Origin of the sequence: Amycolatopsis sp. NPDC005232, from assembly GCF_040607795.1 — a bacterium.
Classification (GTDB): Bacteria; Actinomycetota; Actinomycetes; order Mycobacteriales; family Pseudonocardiaceae; genus Amycolatopsis.
In genome coordinates this window covers 85,919-101,379 of record NZ_JBEXHL010000016.1, presented here as the reverse complement: position 1 = coordinate 101,379, position 15,461 = coordinate 85,919, and the positions used below count along the sequence as shown (strand labels likewise).

Here is a 15,461-nt window from a genome sequence, read left to right as displayed (position 1 = left end):
ACTGGGAAGGTTCACCGCGAATGGGTATTCAGGATTCTTCGCGCCGTTTTTCCCGACTCGGCGCGGTCATCGCGGCGACCGCGGTCGCCGGGGGCGTGCTGCTCACCGGCGCCACGGCCGAGGCGGCACCGCAGTCGGCCAACGCCTGTTCGGGCTCCCACCAGGCGGGAGGCGCGCCGCAGGTCTGGAGCAAGGCGTCGCACTCGGGCTGCAGCGTGTTCGGCTCGCCGGGCCGCAAGCAGGGCTACAGCTTCACCGTGACGAACAACCAGACCGCCTGCGTGCAGGGCTGGGGATTCGACTCGGCGCACCCGAAGGGCGGCTGGTTCGACATCGGCTGCGGCGTTTCCGGGCACATGACGGTGCCGTGGGAAAATGTGCTGGGCGAACCGCAGGTGCGGGTGAAGAGCGTTTCCCTGCTGCCGACACTGCTCGACTGGTACAACTGATTTTCTGAAACCGCGGCCGGCGAATTCATTTCCCCGATGAATTCGCCGTCCGCTTCTTTCACTTCTCACCCCCGGCGGTTGCCCTTTCTCCACTCGCTCCGCACGCCCGCCAACGCCTGACCGCAACTGGGCGTTTCGTGCGATTTCGGGGCACTTGACGGGGCTCGTGGGGCCGTCTGCCCTCAACCGTCGGCCGCCTGCCAGTGATCGCTCCGCAGGTGTTCACGCGGCGTTGGTGTCGGCTGGATTGGATGGACGGTCGACACCACCCCCGCGTGAGGAGTTTTGCCTTGTCCGCCGACCCCACCACCCCCACCCCCGAGCCCGACTCCGGCACCACCCGCCGCCGGTTCCTGCAGGGCGCGGGCGTCGCCGCCGGAGCGCTGATGTTCGGCGGGATCGCCGACGCGGGCACCGCGGACGCCGCCACCCTGGGCAGCAACGGCCTGCCGCGAGGGTTCAGAGGCGACCTGTCCGACCTGAGACACGTCGTGATCCTGATGCAGGAGAACCGTTCGCTCGACCACTACTTCGGCACGTTCCCCGGCGTGCGCGGGTTCAACGACAAGCAGGCGCTGAAGTTCCAGGACGGCACCACCGTCTTCCAGCAGAAGGACAAGACCGGCGCCACCGTGACGCCGAAGGTCGACGACGGCATGTGGGGCAACGACCACGGTGCCTGGGGCGACGTCGCGCACCGCAGCTGGGACCAGTGGGTGCAGCACAACGGCGCCAGCTGCATGAACTACCACAGCGACGGGTACATGAGCTTCTACCACTCGGTGGCGGCCCAGTACACGATCGCCGACCAGAACTTCTGCTCCGAGTTCGGCCCGACCGACCCGAACCGCAAGTACCTGTGGAGCGGCACGTCCAACACCGAGACCGGCAACACGGACGAGTCGAACTACAGCCGCCCGTGGATCACCGTGCCCGAGCAGCTGCAGCAGGCCGGCATCGACTGGCGCCTCTACTCCGACAACAGCGGCACCGGCCGCCAGGGCTACCTCAGCTCGTGGATCGGCGACTACGGCGACAACGAGCTCAAGTACTTCAAGGGTTTCGAACCCAATGGCCTGAGCCCGCTGGACCCGAAGCTGCAGCCCGGCACCGGCCTGATCTGGCGCGGCAACGCCACCTACTACGCCGGCAAGACCACGCCGAACGACGACTCCGACGCCAACCTGCAGGCCGTCCTCAAGGACTTCCGCGACGCCTGCCAGCCGGGCGCCGAGCACCCGCTGCCGGCCGTCTCCTGGCTCGTCGCGCCCTACGGCTGGTCCGAGCACCCGGACGCCGACACCCTGCACGGCGAGCGCTACGTCCAGGAGGTGCTCGCGATCCTGCAGGGCAACCCGGACATCTGGAACCACACGCTCTTCATCCTCAACTACGACGAGAACGACGGGAAGTTCGACCACGTGCTCCCGCCGTGGCCCGAGGCCGGCACCGCGGGCGAGTACACCGGCTCGTACCCGCTCGGCTTCGGCCCGCGCGTGCCGATGCTGCTCGTGTCGCCGTGGTCGCGCGGTGGCTACGTCGCTTCGGAGGTCTTCGACCACACGTCGACGATCAAGTTCCTGGAGAAGTGGGCGGCGCACCTCGGCAAGCCGTTCACCTGCCCCAACATCAGCGACTGGCGCCGCTCGATCGCCGGTGACCTGACGAGCGCGCTCGACTTCGCCCACCCGCAGACCGGGCCGGCGACGTTCGCGGACCCGGCGGCCGAGCAGCCGGTGAAGGTCGCGGCCGGCCACATGAAGCCGCGGCCGCTGAGCTTCCACCCGCACGCCACGGTCACGCAGGACCACAAGGGCAAGGTCACGGCGAAGATGACGCTGGCCGGTGGCGACAAGGGCAAGGCCGTGAGCTTCCAGGTGTTCCCGGACAAGCTCAAGCCGTTCACCAGCACGCCGTTCACGGTCACCGAGCACAAGTCGCAGTCCTACACCTGGGACACCTCCGCCACCGGCGGCGAGTACGCGTTCTCGATCTACGCCAACGACGGCTTCGTGCGCTCGTTCGCGGGCAAGGTCACCTCGTCCGGGCACGACCCGCGCGTGGACGCCGACCTGCTGCAGCCGACGCTGCTGGTGCGCGAGCAGCACGTGCGCTTCACGCTGCACAACGACAACCTGCTCAAGCCTATGCACTACAAGCTGACCGCGAACGACTTCAACGGCGGGACCAAGACCGTCACGGTGCTCGGCCTGCTGCCGGCGATCGTGAACTGGCCGACCGAGAACGGCTACTACGACGTGGTCATCACGGTCGAGGGCGACTCGACGTGGCAGCAGCGCTACGCCGGCCGGATCGGCGAGGACTGCTAGTCCTGGTTACCGACGGCGGCCGGTGGATCCTTCGCGGGTCCGCCGGCCGTCAGCGTTTGTTCCGGCGGACGCGGTCGAGCCAGGACAGGTCGCTGCTCTGGTATCGCGCGAGTTCGGCGGCGTGGAAATCGCGGCGCGTCTCCTTGAGCGCGTCCCAGCCGTCTTCGGCGGCGCGACGGCCGCGTCGGTGTGCCCGGATGTCGAACATCGCCGCGGTCGCCACCACGACCACCACGGCTCCCACGAGGATCACCAGCAGCGTCACAGCCCCCACCACCCAGAGTAATTCGCAGGTCACGGGCGCGAACCCACCGCGCGGGTGCCCGTGATCGTCCACCTATACTCCCACCGCAGCCAGGCGATTGGGGTCGATTTCTTGCGAACGATGAGCCATGACGAGTACCTCGGCATGCGCAGGTTCCCCGGCCTCGACGGCCTGCGCGCCATCGCCGCGACGATCGTCGTGTTCTTCCACTTCGCCGGGCCGAAGTTCGTGTGGCCGTCGGGCTGGGTGGGCGTCTACATCTTCTTCGTGCTGTCGGGGTTCCTGATCACGACGCTGCTGCTGCGCGAGCAGGACCGCACCGGGCGCATCTCGCTGAGCGGTTTCTACGTGCGGCGCGTGTTCCGGATCCTGCCGCCGTACCTGGTGATCCTCGGCGGGATCATCGCGTTCGTGCTGCTGCGCGGCGAGTTCCTCGCGCGCGACTTCCCCCACGCGCTGAAGTACTACCTGACGTTCCTCAACGAGTTCTTCCCCGGCTCGCACGGCAACGGCTCCGACAACTTCTTCTCCGGCTCGTGGACGCTGGGCATCGAGGAGAAGTTCTACCTGGTGTGGCCGTTCCTGCTGGTCGCGATCGGCATCGGCGCCGCGCGGCGCAAGCTCGCGCTGGTGCTCGCCGCCATGGCCGTGCTGCTGGCGCTCGTACCGCTGACCACGGGCGGCTGGCTGCTCGACTTCTCGCCGACGGCCATCTACCGCTCGAGCGTCCACTACGCCATCCTGCTCGGCGGCTGTCTGCTCGCGATCCTGCTGCACTACCGGCGCAGCTTCGCCGTGCTGCGGCCGTTCACGCACCCGCTGGCCGCGATCCCGATCGTCGCCGGGTTCCTCGCGCTGCACGCGAACCTCGACCCGCTGTGGCGCGAGACGCGGCAGAACCTGCTGGTGTTGCTCGGGTACGCGGTGCTCACCATGCTGCTGCTGATCGTGCTGCTGTCACCGGGCCCCGCGCGCTGGCTGCTCTCGACGGCGCCGATGCGGTTCGTCGGCGAGCGGTCGTATTCGCTGTACCTGCTGCAGGGCCCGGTGCACTTCGTGGTGGTGCAGGCCGTTCCGGGGCTGGACCGCAACCGGCTGATCACGGCCGTGACGGTGTTCCTGGTCGACCTCGCGATCGCCGACCTGATCCACCGCTGGGTCGAGCAGCCGATGATCGCGACCGGCAAGCGGCTGCTCACGCGCCGGCAGGCCCGCAAGGCCGCACGGGCCACGGTTCCTGCCGACGCGGCGCCGGTGCCGGCGAGCGTTTGAGCGGTTCGGGCGCGCTCAGCGCTCCAGCACGAAGACCGGGATCAGGCGCGTGGTCTTCTTCTCGTAATCGGCGAAGCCCGGCATGTGCGCGGCCATGCCGGCGTAGAGGCGGTCACGCTCGGCGCGGTCCTCGATCAGCTTGGCCGTGGCGTCGAACTTCTCGGTGCCGATCTCCAGCGTGACCTTCGGGTTGGCCACGAGGTTGTGGTACCAGTCCGGGTTGGTGTCCGCGCCGCCCTTGGACGCGGCGATGACGTAACGGTCGCCGTCGGTGGTGTAGACCAGGGGCGCGACGCGCTGGGTGCCGCTCTTCGCGCCGGTGTGGGTCACCAGGATCATGTTCGCGCCCTCGAACATCCCGCCGACCTTGCCTTCGTTGGCGCGGAACTCGTCGATGATCTGCTGGTTCCAGTCCGACATGGGGTGGTGTCCCTCCAGTTTGGTTTTGCGACCAAACTTACTTTGTTTGCAAAACTGATGTCAATGCGAGGTACCCTCTTGCGCGACAAGGTGTTTTGCGTGGTTCTGGTCGAAGGAGCGGGATGACCACCGGACCGAGCCTCGAGGACGGCGTGCGCGAGCTGCTGCTGCTCATGCCCCGCCTGGCCGGCCGCGGCAAGCGCACCCCGGTGCCACCCGAGCTCGCGGACCTGTCGCTCGCGCCGCGCCACCTGTGCCTGCTGTCCATCTTGTTGTTCGACGGCCCCATGACCGTCACCGAGCTCGCCGGCCGCCTCGAGATCGCCCCCACCACCGCCAGCCTCATGATCGGCGACCTCTCACGCCAGGGTGTGCTCGCCCGCGACGAAGACCCGGCCGACCGCCGCCGCACGATCGTCAGCATCAGCCCTTCCCAGCGCGCCGCCGTGGACGCCTGGCTGGCCCCGGGGGCGCGGGCTTGGGAGCGGGCGCTGGCGCCGTTGTCGCCGGTCGAGAGGGCGTTGGTGATCGACACCTTGAAGACCTATTCGGAGGAGTTCACGGACGGGTGCTGCTGATTCCTTCAGCGAGGGCCTTGGCGTGGGCTTCTCCCGGGCAGGCGTGGGGGCCGATGCCGAAGGGGAAATCCTTGAGATCGACGGTGACTTCGGCGCCGTCGACCCAGCGGCGGGTGCTGGGGACGGGTGGGCCTTGGGTGTTCTTGATCAGGCTCTCCGTGGCCGCGGCCTGGACCAGTAGGCCGACCTTGGCGGCTGTTCGCTCGTCGGGTTGTCCCAGTGCTTCGACCAGCCGCGCTACGGCTTCGTCGGCCTCGGCGTTTTGGGGGAAGTGGGGCTGGTAGGCCTTCGCCACTTTGCCGACATCTCCGGGGTCGACCTCGAACCCGAGCACCTCGGCGAGTATCTCGACCGGTCCTTGGTCAGGGTTCGCTGCTTCTCTCAGCGCTCGTGGCTCCGCCCTGGCGAGCTCCTCGATGACCAGTTCGCGTCGCCTGGCGTGATCCTCGCCGCTGCTGAACCTGGCGACCATCGCACGCAACCAGGCCATGTTCACGGCGACGGGCGGCACGGGTGCGTTGGTGAGGAGCTCGTGGGAATCCATGCTGGGGACGGTAGGGCCGGGAAGCATCGGTGCCGGCCGAAGTGTCACCTCAAAAAGCCAACCACTCCGCCTGCGGCCCCTCACACCGATGCGGCCGCGGCGCATCGTGCTGATACCACCAAGCCTCGCTCACCCGCCCGTTCGGGAGCGTGTACCGAGGCGGCCCCGCCGCCCGACGCATCCCGGCGGCCTCCAGGGACCGACCGCTCGCCACATTCCCCACCTCAGCCCCCGCCCGAACCCGCGGCAGCCCGAGATGCGAGTGCGCCAGCACCAACCCAGCCGTGAACAGATCCCGCCCCAGCGCGCGCCCGCGATACGCCGGCGCGAGGTACCCGCCCGTCTCCGGACCGCCGTTCTCCCCGGCGTGCACGCTGACCAGCCCGGCGCACCGGTTCTCCCGCAGGTCGATGGCAACGATGTCGACGGACTGCGGATCCGGATAGGTCCAAGCCGGCCCGGTGCCGGGCGTCACACGGAGGGCCTCGGACCGAAGGGGCTCGGCGATGACCGAGTCCGCGAGCCAGCCGAGCCACCGCTGGGCGGCCGGATCGCTGCCGGAGGCCACCGCGGCGGCGTATTCCCAGGCAGTGGGGGTGCGGAAGAGGAACCGGCCGATGGCGAACGCGTGGCCCCTGCGGTCGCAGGTGCGTTTCGCCATGAGCCGGCCTCGGCGGGTCAACCGGCCGAACAGCGGTGCTTCACCCAGGTTCACCATCGCGCGCCAAATGGTACCCGCAGTCACGGCCCGCGGTTGTTATGGTGACCAGGTGACGGCCGTACCGGAGTCAACCGAGCTCGACGCCGGGCGTGCCGCCCAGCCTCGGCAGCTGATCGTGTCCGTATACGGCTTCTACCACCGCATCGAGGGTGGCTGGCTGTCCGTGGCGTCGCTCATCGACCTGCTCGCGGCGCTCGGCGTCGACGAGCCGGCGGTGCGCTCGTCGATCTCGCGCCTCAAGCGCCGGAGCATCCTCGACGCCGTGCGGCGCGACGGGACCGCCGGCTACGAACTGTCGGACACCGCGCTGGCGATCCTGCGCGAAGGCGACGACCGCATCTTCCGCCGCGACCGCGCGACGCTGGCCGACGGCTGGCTGCTCGCCGTGTTCTCCGTGCCCGAGACCGAGCGCCACAAGCGCCACGTCCTGCGCACGCAGCTGGCGCGGCTCGGGTTCGGCACGGCGTCGTCCGGCGTGTGGATCGCGCCCGCGCACCTGCACCAGGTCACGGCCGAGGCGCTGACCCGCCTGGGCCTCGCGAGCTACGCCGACCTGTTCCGCGCCGAACACCTGGCGTTCGGAAACGCACAGGACAAGGTGCGCGAGTGGTGGGACCTCGACCAGCTCGACGAGCTGTACACGGCGTTCCTCGACGAGCACGCCCCCGTGCTCGACCGCTGGAAGCGCCGCCGCACGGTGCCCGGCGACGAGGCGTTCGCCGACTACGTGCGCGTGCTCACCGGGTGGCGCCGCATGCCCTACCTCGACCCGGGGCTGCCTGCCGAACTGCTGCCTGCCGACTGGTCCGGCATCCGCGCGGCCGAGGTGTTCTTCGCGCTCCACGAACGCCTGGAGGCCCCGGCCCGCGAGTACCTGTTGCAGGTCCTCAGCGGCTGAGCACCGCGAAGCCCTGCACCTCCACCAGCGCCTCGACGTCCCACAGCCGGCTCACGCCGATGCCCGCCATCGCCGGGTACTCGGTGCCGGCGAGGCTCTTCCACACCTTGCCGATCTCGCGCGCGTGGGCCTTGTAGTCGTCCATGTCGACGATGTAGATGGTCACGCTGCACAGGTCCGCGGGCTCGCCGCCGGCCGCGCGCAGGGCCGTGAGCAGGTTGCCCAGCGCCTGGGAGAACTGCTCGACCACGCCGTCGCCGACGATCTTGCCCTCGGCGTCGAGGGCGGTCTGTCCGGCGAGGAACACGAGCTGTCCGGTTGCGGACACGGCGTGGGAGAAACCGGACGGGCGGCCCAGCTCGGGCGGGTTGATGCGCTCCATGTCGCGGAAGCCTAGCTCATGTATCGCATTCTTGACGATCGTATGTCAGGCGACATATCCTTGCTCTCGTGCGGATATCGGTTCTCGGCGGCGGCCCGGCGGGCCTGTACTTCGCCGCCCTCGCGAAACAGCTCGGGCCAGGCCACGACATCACGGTGTGGGAACGCAACGCGCCGGACGACACCTTCGGGTTCGGCGTGGTGTTCTCCGACGAGACGCTCGGCGGCATCGAGACCGCCGACGCGCAGGTCCACGAGGCCATGAGCCGCGAGTTCGCGCGCTGGGACGACATCGACGTGCACTACCGCGGCGAGGTCCACACGTCCGGCGGCCACGGGTTCGCCGCGATGAGCCGCAAGCGCGTGCTCGCGATCCTGCAGGAACGCTGCCGCGAGCTGGGCGTCGACCTGCGCTTCCGCACCGAGGCCCCCGACCCGGAGCAGCTCTCGCGCGACTACGACCTCGTGATCGCCTCCGACGGCGTCAACTCGGGTGTACGCCGGCGGTTCGCCGACTCGTTCCGCCCGACCCTCGAGTCGCGCCGCTGCCGCTACATCTGGCTCGGCACCGACCTCGTCTTCGACGCCTTCAAGTTCCACGTGCTCGAGACGCCCCACGGGATCATGCAGATCCACGGCTACCCCTACGGCCGCGACGGCAGCACGTTCATCCTCGAGCTGCACGAGGACGTGTGGCAGCAGGCGTTCGCGCCGATCGCCGCCACCGATCTCGGGCCGGGCGAGAGCGACGAGAAGTCCATCGAGCTGATCCGCGAGCTGTGCGCCGACGTCCTCGGCGACCACCACGTGCTGGCCAACAACTCGAAGTGGAACACCTTCGGCACCGTCCGCTGCGAAAGCTGGGTGCACGACAACGTGGTGCTGCTCGGCGACGCCGCCCACACCGCCCACTTCTCCATCGGCTCCGGCACGAAGCTGGCGATGGAGGACGCGCTGGCGCTGGTCGCGTGCCTGCACGAGCAGGACACCGTGCCCGAGGCGCTGGCCGCGTACGAGGCCGAGCGCAAGCCGGTCGTCGAGTCGACGCAGCGCGCGGCGCAGGCGAGCCTGGAGTGGTTCGAGAACCTCGCGCAGTACACGCACCAGGAGCCAGAGCAGTTCGCGTTCAACCTGCTCACGCGCAGCCGCCGCGTCACCTACGACAACCTGAAGCTGCGCGACCCGGAGTTCGCCACGGAGCTCGACGAGTGGTTCGCGCGCTCGCTGGGCACGACACCCGCGCCGCCGATGTTCCAGCCCGTGAAGATCGGTGAGCTGGAGCTGCCCAACCGCGTGATCGTGTCGCCGATGGACATGTACATGGCCGTCGACGGGGTGCCCGGCGAGTTCCACCTCGTGCACCTGGGCGGCAAGGCGCTCGGCGGCGCCGGCCTGGTGATGACGGAGATGATCTGCGTGTCGCCCGAGGCGCGGATCACGCCGGGCTGCCCCGGGCTGTACAACGACGAGCAGGAGCAGGCCTGGAAACGCATCGTCGACTTCGTGCACGGCAGCACGCCGGCGAAGATCGGCCTGCAGCTGGGCCATTCCGGGCGCAAGGGCTCCACGAAGCTCATGTGGGAGGGCATGGACGACCCGTTGCCGGAGGGCAACTGGGAGGTCTGCGGACCGTCGCCGTTGCCGTACCGGCCGGACAGCCAGACGCCGCGTGAGCTGAGCGTCGAGGAACTGGCGGAGATCCGTGAGCAGTTCGTCGCTTCGGCGCGCTCGGCGGGGCGCGCCGGGTTCGATCTGCTGGAGCTGCACTGTGCACACGGGTATCTGCTGTCGTCGTTCATCTCGCCGCTCACGAACCAGCGGACCGACGAGTACGGCGGCTCGCTGGAGAACCGGCTGCGGTACCCCCTCGAAGTGTTCGACGCGGTGCGCGAGGTGTGGCCGGCCGAGCGGCCGATGACGGTCCGCATCTCGGCCAGCGACTGGTACGACGGCGGGATCGAGGCCGACGAGGCCGTCGCCATCGCGACGGCGTTCGCCGAGCACGGCGCCGCCGCGGTCGACGTGTCGACCGGGCAGGTGGTGAGCGAGGAGAAGCCGAAGTTCGGCCGCAGCTACCAGACGCCGTACGCCGACCGGATCCGCAACGAGGTGGGGCTCAAGTACGGCACGGCCGTGATCGCCGTCGGCGCGATCTCCTCGTACGACGACATGAACGCGCTCATCCTCGCCGGCCGCGCCGACCTGTGCGCACTCGGGCGCACGCACCTCTACGATCCACAGTGGACGTTGCACGCGGCGGCGGAGCAGGACTACGTGATGCCGTGGCCGAAGCCGTGGGCGGCCGGGAAGCGCCGACCGCAGACGGGCCGCACCGACGGGCCGGAGCCACGGCTGGAACTCGTACGCACCGGTGGGCACCAGACCGCGCACGCCCGCTGGCGACCGGAAAGGGACCGATGAACGCCTTCGCACTGACGCCGGACCAGCAGGCTTTCACTGCGTCCGTTCGCACCATCGCCACGGAACAGCTGCGACCGCTCGCCGAGGCCGGCGACGAAGGCGCGGTGAACCGGCCGCTGCTCAAGGCGATGGGCTCGCACGGTCTACTGGCGCGGCTGTTCCCCGGCGTCTCGGCGGGTAACCCGACGCGCCAGGCCGCGGCGTTCGACCTGTGCCTGCTGCGCGAAGCGCTGGCGACCGTGAACACCGAGGCCGAGACGGCGCTCGCGTTGCAGGGACTGGGAAGTTACCCCGTGCTGCAGTCCGGAAAGGACGAACAGGTCGCGCGCTGGCTGCCGGCCGTAGCAGCGGGCGACGCGGTGGCGGCGTTCGCGCTGACCGAGCCCGACGCCGGTTCCGACGCGGCCGCCCTGCAGCTGGCGGCCGAGCCCGACGGCGACGGCTGGCGGCTCACCGGACAGAAGATGTGGATCTCCAACGCACCCGAGGCCGACTTCTACACCGTCTTCGCGCGCACGACGCCGGACGCCGGCTCGCGGGGTGTGAGCGCGTTCGTCGTGCCGGGCGACCGCGCGGGCCTGTCCGGTGAGCACCTCGACCTGGTCAGCCCACACCCGATCGGCACGCTGGAGTTCGACGGTGTGCGCGTGCACCGCGACGAGCTGCTGGGAGAGGAGAACCGCGGCTTCGCCGTCGCGATGCGGACGCTGGACCTGTTCCGGCCGAGCGTGGGGGCGTTCGCGGTGGGGATGGCGCAGGCCGCTCTCGACGCGACCGTGGAGTACACGGGGTCGCGCATCGCTTTCGGTGGGCCGCTGGCGAAGCAGCAGACCGTGGCGCACACGCTCGCGGAGATGGCGACGCGGACGGAGGCGGCGCGGCTGTTGGTCTACGCCGCGGCTTCCGCGTACGACGCGGGTGAGACCGGCCTGGCCGGTCGCGCGGCGATGGCGAAGCTTTTCGCGACGGAGTCGGCGCAGTACGTCGTGGATTCCGCGGTGCAGCTGCACGGCGCGCGGGCATTGCGGCGCGGGCACCTGCTGGAGCACCTCTACCGGGAGGTCCGGGCGCCGCGGATTTACGAAGGCGCGTCGGAGATCCAGCGGACGATCATCGCGCGGTCGCTGCGCTCCTGAAGTTTCCGCTCAGCGCGATATCCGTGCCCCTGTTCTGGGGCGGCCGGTAGTTTTGGCGACATGTCGAGGATCGCGGTCACCATCACCACTCCGGACGGCCTCTGCACGGCCACACTGCACACGCCGCTGAGCGCCGGCCCCGCAGTGATCCTGTACGCCGACGCGGCCGGCGTTCGGGAGACGTTCGCCGAGATGGCGGACCGGCTCTGCACGCTCGGCTACGTCGTCCTCCTGCCGGACGGCTACTACCGCACCCCGTACGCGCCATTCGACGTCACCACGGTGTTCACCGTGCCCTCGGAACGCGAGCGGCTGACGCGGCTCGCGCGGAGCGTGACGGCGGAGATGGCGGTGCGCGACACTGGCGCGTACCTCGACTTCCTGGCCGTGCGCGGCGAAGTCGCGGGCTCGCTGGTGGGGACGACCGGGTACTGCATGGGAGGGCGGTTTTCGCTGTGGGCCGCCGCGCGTTTTCCGTCGCGCGTCGCGGCCGCCGCTTCGTTCCACGGCGGCAACCTCGCCGCCGACGATCCCGACAGCCCCCACTTGCTGGCCGACCGGATCCGCGCGTCCGTGCTGGTCGCGGCGGCGCAGGACGACGGCGCGTTCCCGCCCGAGCAGTTCGAGCGGCTGCGTGGGGCGTTCGTCGGCGAAGGTGTGCGGCACACGCTGGAGACGTATCCCGCCAAGCACGGGTTCGCGGTGCCGGACAACGACACGTACGACCATGCCGCCGCGGAACGTCACTGGGCCGCGTTGGCCGGGCTGTACGCGGAGAACTTGCCGCGCTAGGTCAGCTAGGAGCGGAAAAGCGGACCGGCGTCCTTGGCGGTGGGCTGCGCTCCGACGAGCCGGGCGGCGGCCCAGAGCGTGACCTGGGTGGCCGTGAGGACGGGACAGCCGGCGGCCCGTTCGAGGTCGGCGGTGAGGCGGTTGGCGTGCAGGGCGGTTTCCGGCAGGAGCACGACCTGCGCCGCCGGGTGCGCGGCCCGCGCGACGAGGTCGATGATCCGCTCGGCCGGCCACGCGGCGAGCTCGCGGTCGGAGCCGGCGGAGGCGTCGACGCGGTGGACGACCTCGGCACCGGCTTCCCGGATTCGCGCGATGAACCGGTCGGACAGGCTCGGGTGGTAGACCGAGGCCAAGGCGACCGAGTCGAAGCCGAGGAAACGGATCGCGTCCTGGAACGCGGCGGTGGTGCTGGTGGCCGGGGTGCCGGAGAGACGGCGCAGGGTCTCCAGCTGGTGCCGGGTGTCGGTCAGGAAGCTGGAGCTGCTGACGGCGAAGGCGACCGCGTCGAACGGTTCGAGGTCGCGCAGGGCCGTTGCCAGGTGGTCGTCCGAGCCCAGGCGGCGGACGGCGTCGGTGACTTCCGCGAGGTCCAGCTCCCCCACGTCGTCCACATCGGACGGCCACGGGAAGTAGCGGACGGCCACGTCGAGAGCCGGACGGAGCCGGCCGGCGAGGTCGAGGAAGTCGTCCTCACCGGCGTTCCTGGTCGGGTAGAGCAGGCCGAGTCGCATGGGCCGAGGCTAGGCGGCGATGGCCTTCTTCGGCTTGCGCTCCAGCCACAGCTGGGCGCCGACCAGCGCGACCGTCCAGCTCACCCAGGCGGCAATGGCCGCGATGGACTGCATGAACGCGACCTCACTGCCGCCGAAGGTGGTGGCGATCTGGGGTTCCAGGATGATCATCGCGATCGGCGAGATCAGGCGGTTGAGGATGATCGACATGGTCAGCGCGAAGCTGCGGATCATCCAGCGGCGGTGGTCACCGAAGCGGCCGTCGCGAGCGGCGCGGTAGCCGGCCCAGGTGCAGCCGATCCAGATGACCGCGAGCATGACGTCGCTGGCTCGCGTGGCGGGGCCGAAGGGGCTGGCGGCGCCGATCGTCAGGGCCATCACGCCGGAAGGCAACACGCCGCCGAACACGTAGGCGCGGCCTGCGTAGCGGTGCACCACCGGGAAGCGGCGGCGGATCCACGGCCAGATCTGGACGACCGCGCAGATCATCGCGATCGAGCCGAACACGACATGGCCCACGAGGAACCAGTAGTGCGCGCCGAAGCCGGCCGGGGCCGGGACGCGCGACTGCGCCGGGTCGAGCGCGAGGTAGGGCGGCAGCGAGTACGCCAGGAAGGCCACCACGACCAGCCCCAGCACCCCGATCCACGGGCGGCGCTTGCGCTGCGGCCGCCCCGCCGGTGGGTGCTCCACTCGCGGTGGTCGCAGGTCCGTCGCCGTCATCATCGCTCTCCCTGTCGTCGTCGCGCCTGATGCGTTCGACGTTAGGGCCGGCGAGACGCCCGAGCGATGGTGCGAACCGGCGTCGCGGGGGTGGGGGCAGCCTTACCCTCGAATGGGCCGAGCTTGTGATTCTCACAGGTCAGAACTGGTTTCCGTACCTCCTGAGTCCCGCGTCGGTGCGACTGGCCCGGCTCCCGGAGGCGGGCGCGGGTCCTGGCTGAGGTGCGCGACGGCGCCGCGCGGGAAACACCACCGGTCCGGCACCTTTGTCCCTTTTTGCGATCTGCCGTGGCGTGGGGTACGGTGCCTGTATTAGCTTTCTTAAGGGAAGGAAATCCGATGCCGCTCCGGTCGGTTTGGTCGGACAAGGCGTGCCCGATCGCCCGCGGCCTTGATGTGCTCGGAGACGCATGGACGCTGGTGATCATGCGCGAGTTGTTCACCGGCAACACCCGGTTCGAGGGCCTGCGCGTGGAGCTGGGCGTGGCCGACAAGGTGCTGTCGGCCCGGCTGACCCGCATGACCGAGGCCGGCCTGGTCACGCGCGTCCCCTACGGCGGGTCGGTCCGACCGCGCGTCGAGTACCGCTTGACGGACGCCGGGCACGACGCCCTGCCTGTGCTGCACGCCTTGGCACAGTGGGGTGCCGCGCACACCACCGCGCCGGAGTGGGCGAGGCCGATGGCGATCACCTGCACCGTGTGCGGCAACCCGGCCCGGTCCGCGGACTGGTGCACCACTTGCGACCAACCCCTGACCACCGAGAGAACCGAGTGGACCCGACCCGGCGCCGACGGTCCGCCCGTGCGGCTCGCCGACGCCGCCTGACCCACCGTTTCGAACGCTGTGTCGGCCAAAGGTCCACCACTGTGTCGGACAAGAAAGAAGGCACACCCGTGAAGCAGTGGACCCATTTCTCCGTGACCGCCGAGACCTCCCGCCTGTGGCGAGTCACCTTCGACAGCCCGCCGATCAACCTGGTCACCCCGGAGATGCTGACTGAACTGCCGGCGCTGGTCAGCCAGATGGAAGCGGCGCCCGAGTTGCGGGTGGTGGTGTTCGAGTCGGCCAACCCGGACTACTTCCTCAACCACTACGACACTTCCCGGGTCGCCGAGACGCCGAAGGACCTCGGAGCGACCGGCTACCCACTGGTCATCGACACCAGCACCCGCCTGTCACGCCTGCCCGTGGTGTCGATTGCGAAAATACGGGGGCGAGTCCGGGGCGTGGGCAGCGAGTTCGCCCTGGCGATGGACATGCGCTTCGCCAGCGAGCGGGCGCTGTTCGGGCAGCCCGAGACCGCGAACGGCAACCTGCCCGGTGGCGGCGGGCTGGAGCATCTGCCGCTGCTGCTCGCGCGAGCACGGGCGCTTGAGGTCGCGCTGTCCAGCGATGACTACTCGGGAGAGCTGGCCGAGCGGTACGGTTGGGTCAATCGCACCGTCCTCGACACCGAGCTCGACGAGCTGGTGGACGCGCTCGCCCGGCGGATCGCCTCATTCGACAAGGACTCGATCACCGCGGTGAAAAAACAGGTCAACCGCTACACACTGCCGTCGGCCGAGGACATCAAATCCTCCTACGACAGCTATTTCGCGTCCTTCGGCTGGCCCGGGTCCCAGCGCAGACTGCCGGCAGCGATCGCCGCCGGACGCAACCAGGCGGGCGACTACGAAAAGCGCCTTGGCTACCACCTCGGACGGCAGCCGGAAAGCGACATGGTGTGAAACTCGTTCAGTGCCCGGTGCTTTTCGCCTGATTCGCCCTGTGTCGAAGGGCGCCCGCGGGTAGCGCGGG

17 protein-coding genes are annotated in these 15,461 nt (G+C 69.7%); 10 read left to right on the top strand and 7 right to left on the bottom strand.

Annotation, left to right across the window (positions count from 1 at the left end; translation table 11 throughout):
• Window positions 1–20 precede the first annotated feature (20 nt).
• Together ABZU76_RS28635 and ABZU76_RS28630 are read left to right on the top strand one after the other, a co-directional pair.
• Window positions 21–449 (top strand): hypothetical protein, encoded by a 429-nt coding sequence (locus ABZU76_RS28635; protein WP_354874881.1) that lies wholly within the window; start codon window positions 21–23, stop codon window positions 447–449.
• A gap of 290 nt (window positions 450–739) precedes the next feature.
• Window positions 740–2,779 (top strand): alkaline phosphatase family protein, encoded by a 2,040-nt coding sequence (locus ABZU76_RS28630; protein WP_354874879.1) that lies wholly within the window; start codon window positions 740–742, stop codon window positions 2,777–2,779.
• Between the two features lie 49 nt (window positions 2,780–2,828).
• Here the strand turns inward: ABZU76_RS28630 and ABZU76_RS28625 are convergent, their stop codons facing one another.
• Window positions 2,829–3,044, bottom strand: a complete 216-nt coding sequence (locus ABZU76_RS28625) for a hypothetical protein (RefSeq protein ID WP_354874877.1) — start codon at window positions 3,042–3,044, stop codon at window positions 2,829–2,831.
• A gap of 120 nt (window positions 3,045–3,164) precedes the next feature.
• On the opposite strand from ABZU76_RS28625, the gene ABZU76_RS28620 reads away from it, so the two are divergent.
• Complete coding sequence (locus ABZU76_RS28620; protein ID WP_354874875.1) at window positions 3,165–4,316, top strand: acyltransferase; 1,152 nt, start codon at window positions 3,165–3,167, stop codon at window positions 4,314–4,316.
• A 15-nt stretch (window positions 4,317–4,331) separates the two neighbouring features.
• Here the strand turns inward: ABZU76_RS28620 and ABZU76_RS28615 are convergent, their stop codons facing one another.
• The gene (locus tag ABZU76_RS28615) at window positions 4,332–4,736 is read right to left on the bottom strand and encodes a nitroreductase family deazaflavin-dependent oxidoreductase (RefSeq protein WP_354874873.1); all 405 of its coding nucleotides are present in this window, start codon (window positions 4,734–4,736) and stop codon (window positions 4,332–4,334) included.
• A 122-nt stretch (window positions 4,737–4,858) separates the two neighbouring features.
• On the opposite strand from ABZU76_RS28615, the gene ABZU76_RS28610 reads away from it, so the two are divergent.
• Entirely contained in the window at window positions 4,859–5,314 is a 456-nt protein-coding gene (locus ABZU76_RS28610) for a MarR family winged helix-turn-helix transcriptional regulator (protein WP_220244507.1), read from the top strand.
• Here the strand turns inward: ABZU76_RS28610 and ABZU76_RS28605 are convergent.
• Both ABZU76_RS28605 and ABZU76_RS28600 read right to left on the bottom strand, forming a co-directional pair.
• On the bottom strand, window positions 5,295–5,858 hold the full coding sequence (locus ABZU76_RS28605; protein WP_354874871.1) for an oxidoreductase: 564 nt from the start codon (window positions 5,856–5,858) through the stop codon (window positions 5,295–5,297). The two genes, ABZU76_RS28610 and ABZU76_RS28605, sit on opposite strands and share 20 nt — an antisense overlap.
• A 49-nt stretch (window positions 5,859–5,907) precedes the next feature.
• Complete coding sequence (locus ABZU76_RS28600; RefSeq protein ID WP_220247163.1) at window positions 5,908–6,576, bottom strand: GNAT family N-acetyltransferase; 669 nt, start codon at window positions 6,574–6,576, stop codon at window positions 5,908–5,910.
• Window positions 6,577–6,628: 52 nt separating this feature from the next.
• On the opposite strand from ABZU76_RS28600, the gene ABZU76_RS28595 reads away from it, so the two are divergent.
• Window positions 6,629–7,477, top strand: coding sequence for a PaaX family transcriptional regulator C-terminal domain-containing protein (locus ABZU76_RS28595; protein ID WP_220244509.1), 849 nt, complete (start codon window positions 6,629–6,631; stop codon window positions 7,475–7,477).
• On the opposite strand, the gene ABZU76_RS28590 is transcribed toward ABZU76_RS28595, so the two are convergent.
• Complete coding sequence (locus ABZU76_RS28590; RefSeq protein ID WP_285972211.1) at window positions 7,467–7,859, bottom strand: RidA family protein; 393 nt, start codon at window positions 7,857–7,859, stop codon at window positions 7,467–7,469. The two genes, ABZU76_RS28595 and ABZU76_RS28590, sit on opposite strands and share 11 nt — an antisense overlap.
• 68 nt (window positions 7,860–7,927) lie before the next feature.
• On the opposite strand from ABZU76_RS28590, the gene ABZU76_RS28585 reads away from it, so the two are divergent.
• The 3 genes from ABZU76_RS28585 to ABZU76_RS28575 are packed head-to-tail and all read left to right on the top strand — an operon-like array spanning window position 7,928 to window position 12,207.
• Window positions 7,928–10,279: a bifunctional salicylyl-CoA 5-hydroxylase/oxidoreductase gene (locus ABZU76_RS28585; RefSeq protein ID WP_354874868.1), complete on the top strand. Its 2,352-nt coding sequence runs from the start codon at window positions 7,928–7,930 to the stop codon at window positions 10,277–10,279.
• Window positions 10,276–11,415 carry an acyl-CoA dehydrogenase family protein gene (locus tag ABZU76_RS28580; protein WP_354874866.1) on the top strand — a complete coding sequence of 380 codons (1,140 nt, stop codon included), beginning with the start codon at window positions 10,276–10,278 and terminating at the stop codon, window positions 11,413–11,415. Before ABZU76_RS28585 ends, ABZU76_RS28580 begins: the two co-directional genes overlap by 4 nt.
• Window positions 11,416–11,475: 60 nt before the next feature.
• Complete coding sequence (locus ABZU76_RS28575) at window positions 11,476–12,207, top strand: dienelactone hydrolase family protein (protein ID WP_354874864.1); 732 nt, start codon at window positions 11,476–11,478, stop codon at window positions 12,205–12,207.
• Window positions 12,208–12,212: 5 nt separating this feature from the next.
• Here ABZU76_RS28575 and ABZU76_RS28570 read toward each other — a convergent pair whose 3' ends face one another.
• Entirely contained in the window at window positions 12,213–12,938 is a 726-nt protein-coding gene (locus tag ABZU76_RS28570) for a decarboxylase (RefSeq protein ID WP_354874862.1), read from the bottom strand.
• Window positions 12,939–12,947: 9 nt separating this feature from the next.
• Window positions 12,948–13,661, bottom strand: coding sequence for a DUF2306 domain-containing protein (locus ABZU76_RS28565; RefSeq protein WP_354874860.1), 714 nt, complete (start codon window positions 13,659–13,661; stop codon window positions 12,948–12,950).
• Between the two features lie 339 nt (window positions 13,662–14,000).
• Here ABZU76_RS28565 and ABZU76_RS28560 point away from each other — a divergent pair, with 339 nt between their 5' ends.
• Together ABZU76_RS28560 and ABZU76_RS28555 are read left to right on the top strand one after the other, a co-directional pair.
• Window positions 14,001–14,489 (top strand): helix-turn-helix domain-containing protein, encoded by a 489-nt coding sequence (locus ABZU76_RS28560; protein WP_354874858.1) that lies wholly within the window; start codon window positions 14,001–14,003, stop codon window positions 14,487–14,489.
• A gap of 41 nt (window positions 14,490–14,530) precedes the next feature.
• Window positions 14,531–15,391 carry an enoyl-CoA hydratase/isomerase family protein gene (locus tag ABZU76_RS28555; RefSeq protein ID WP_354874856.1) on the top strand — a complete coding sequence of 287 codons (861 nt, stop codon included), beginning with the start codon at window positions 14,531–14,533 and terminating at the stop codon, window positions 15,389–15,391.
• The last annotated feature ends 70 nt before the right edge of the window (window positions 15,392–15,461 follow it).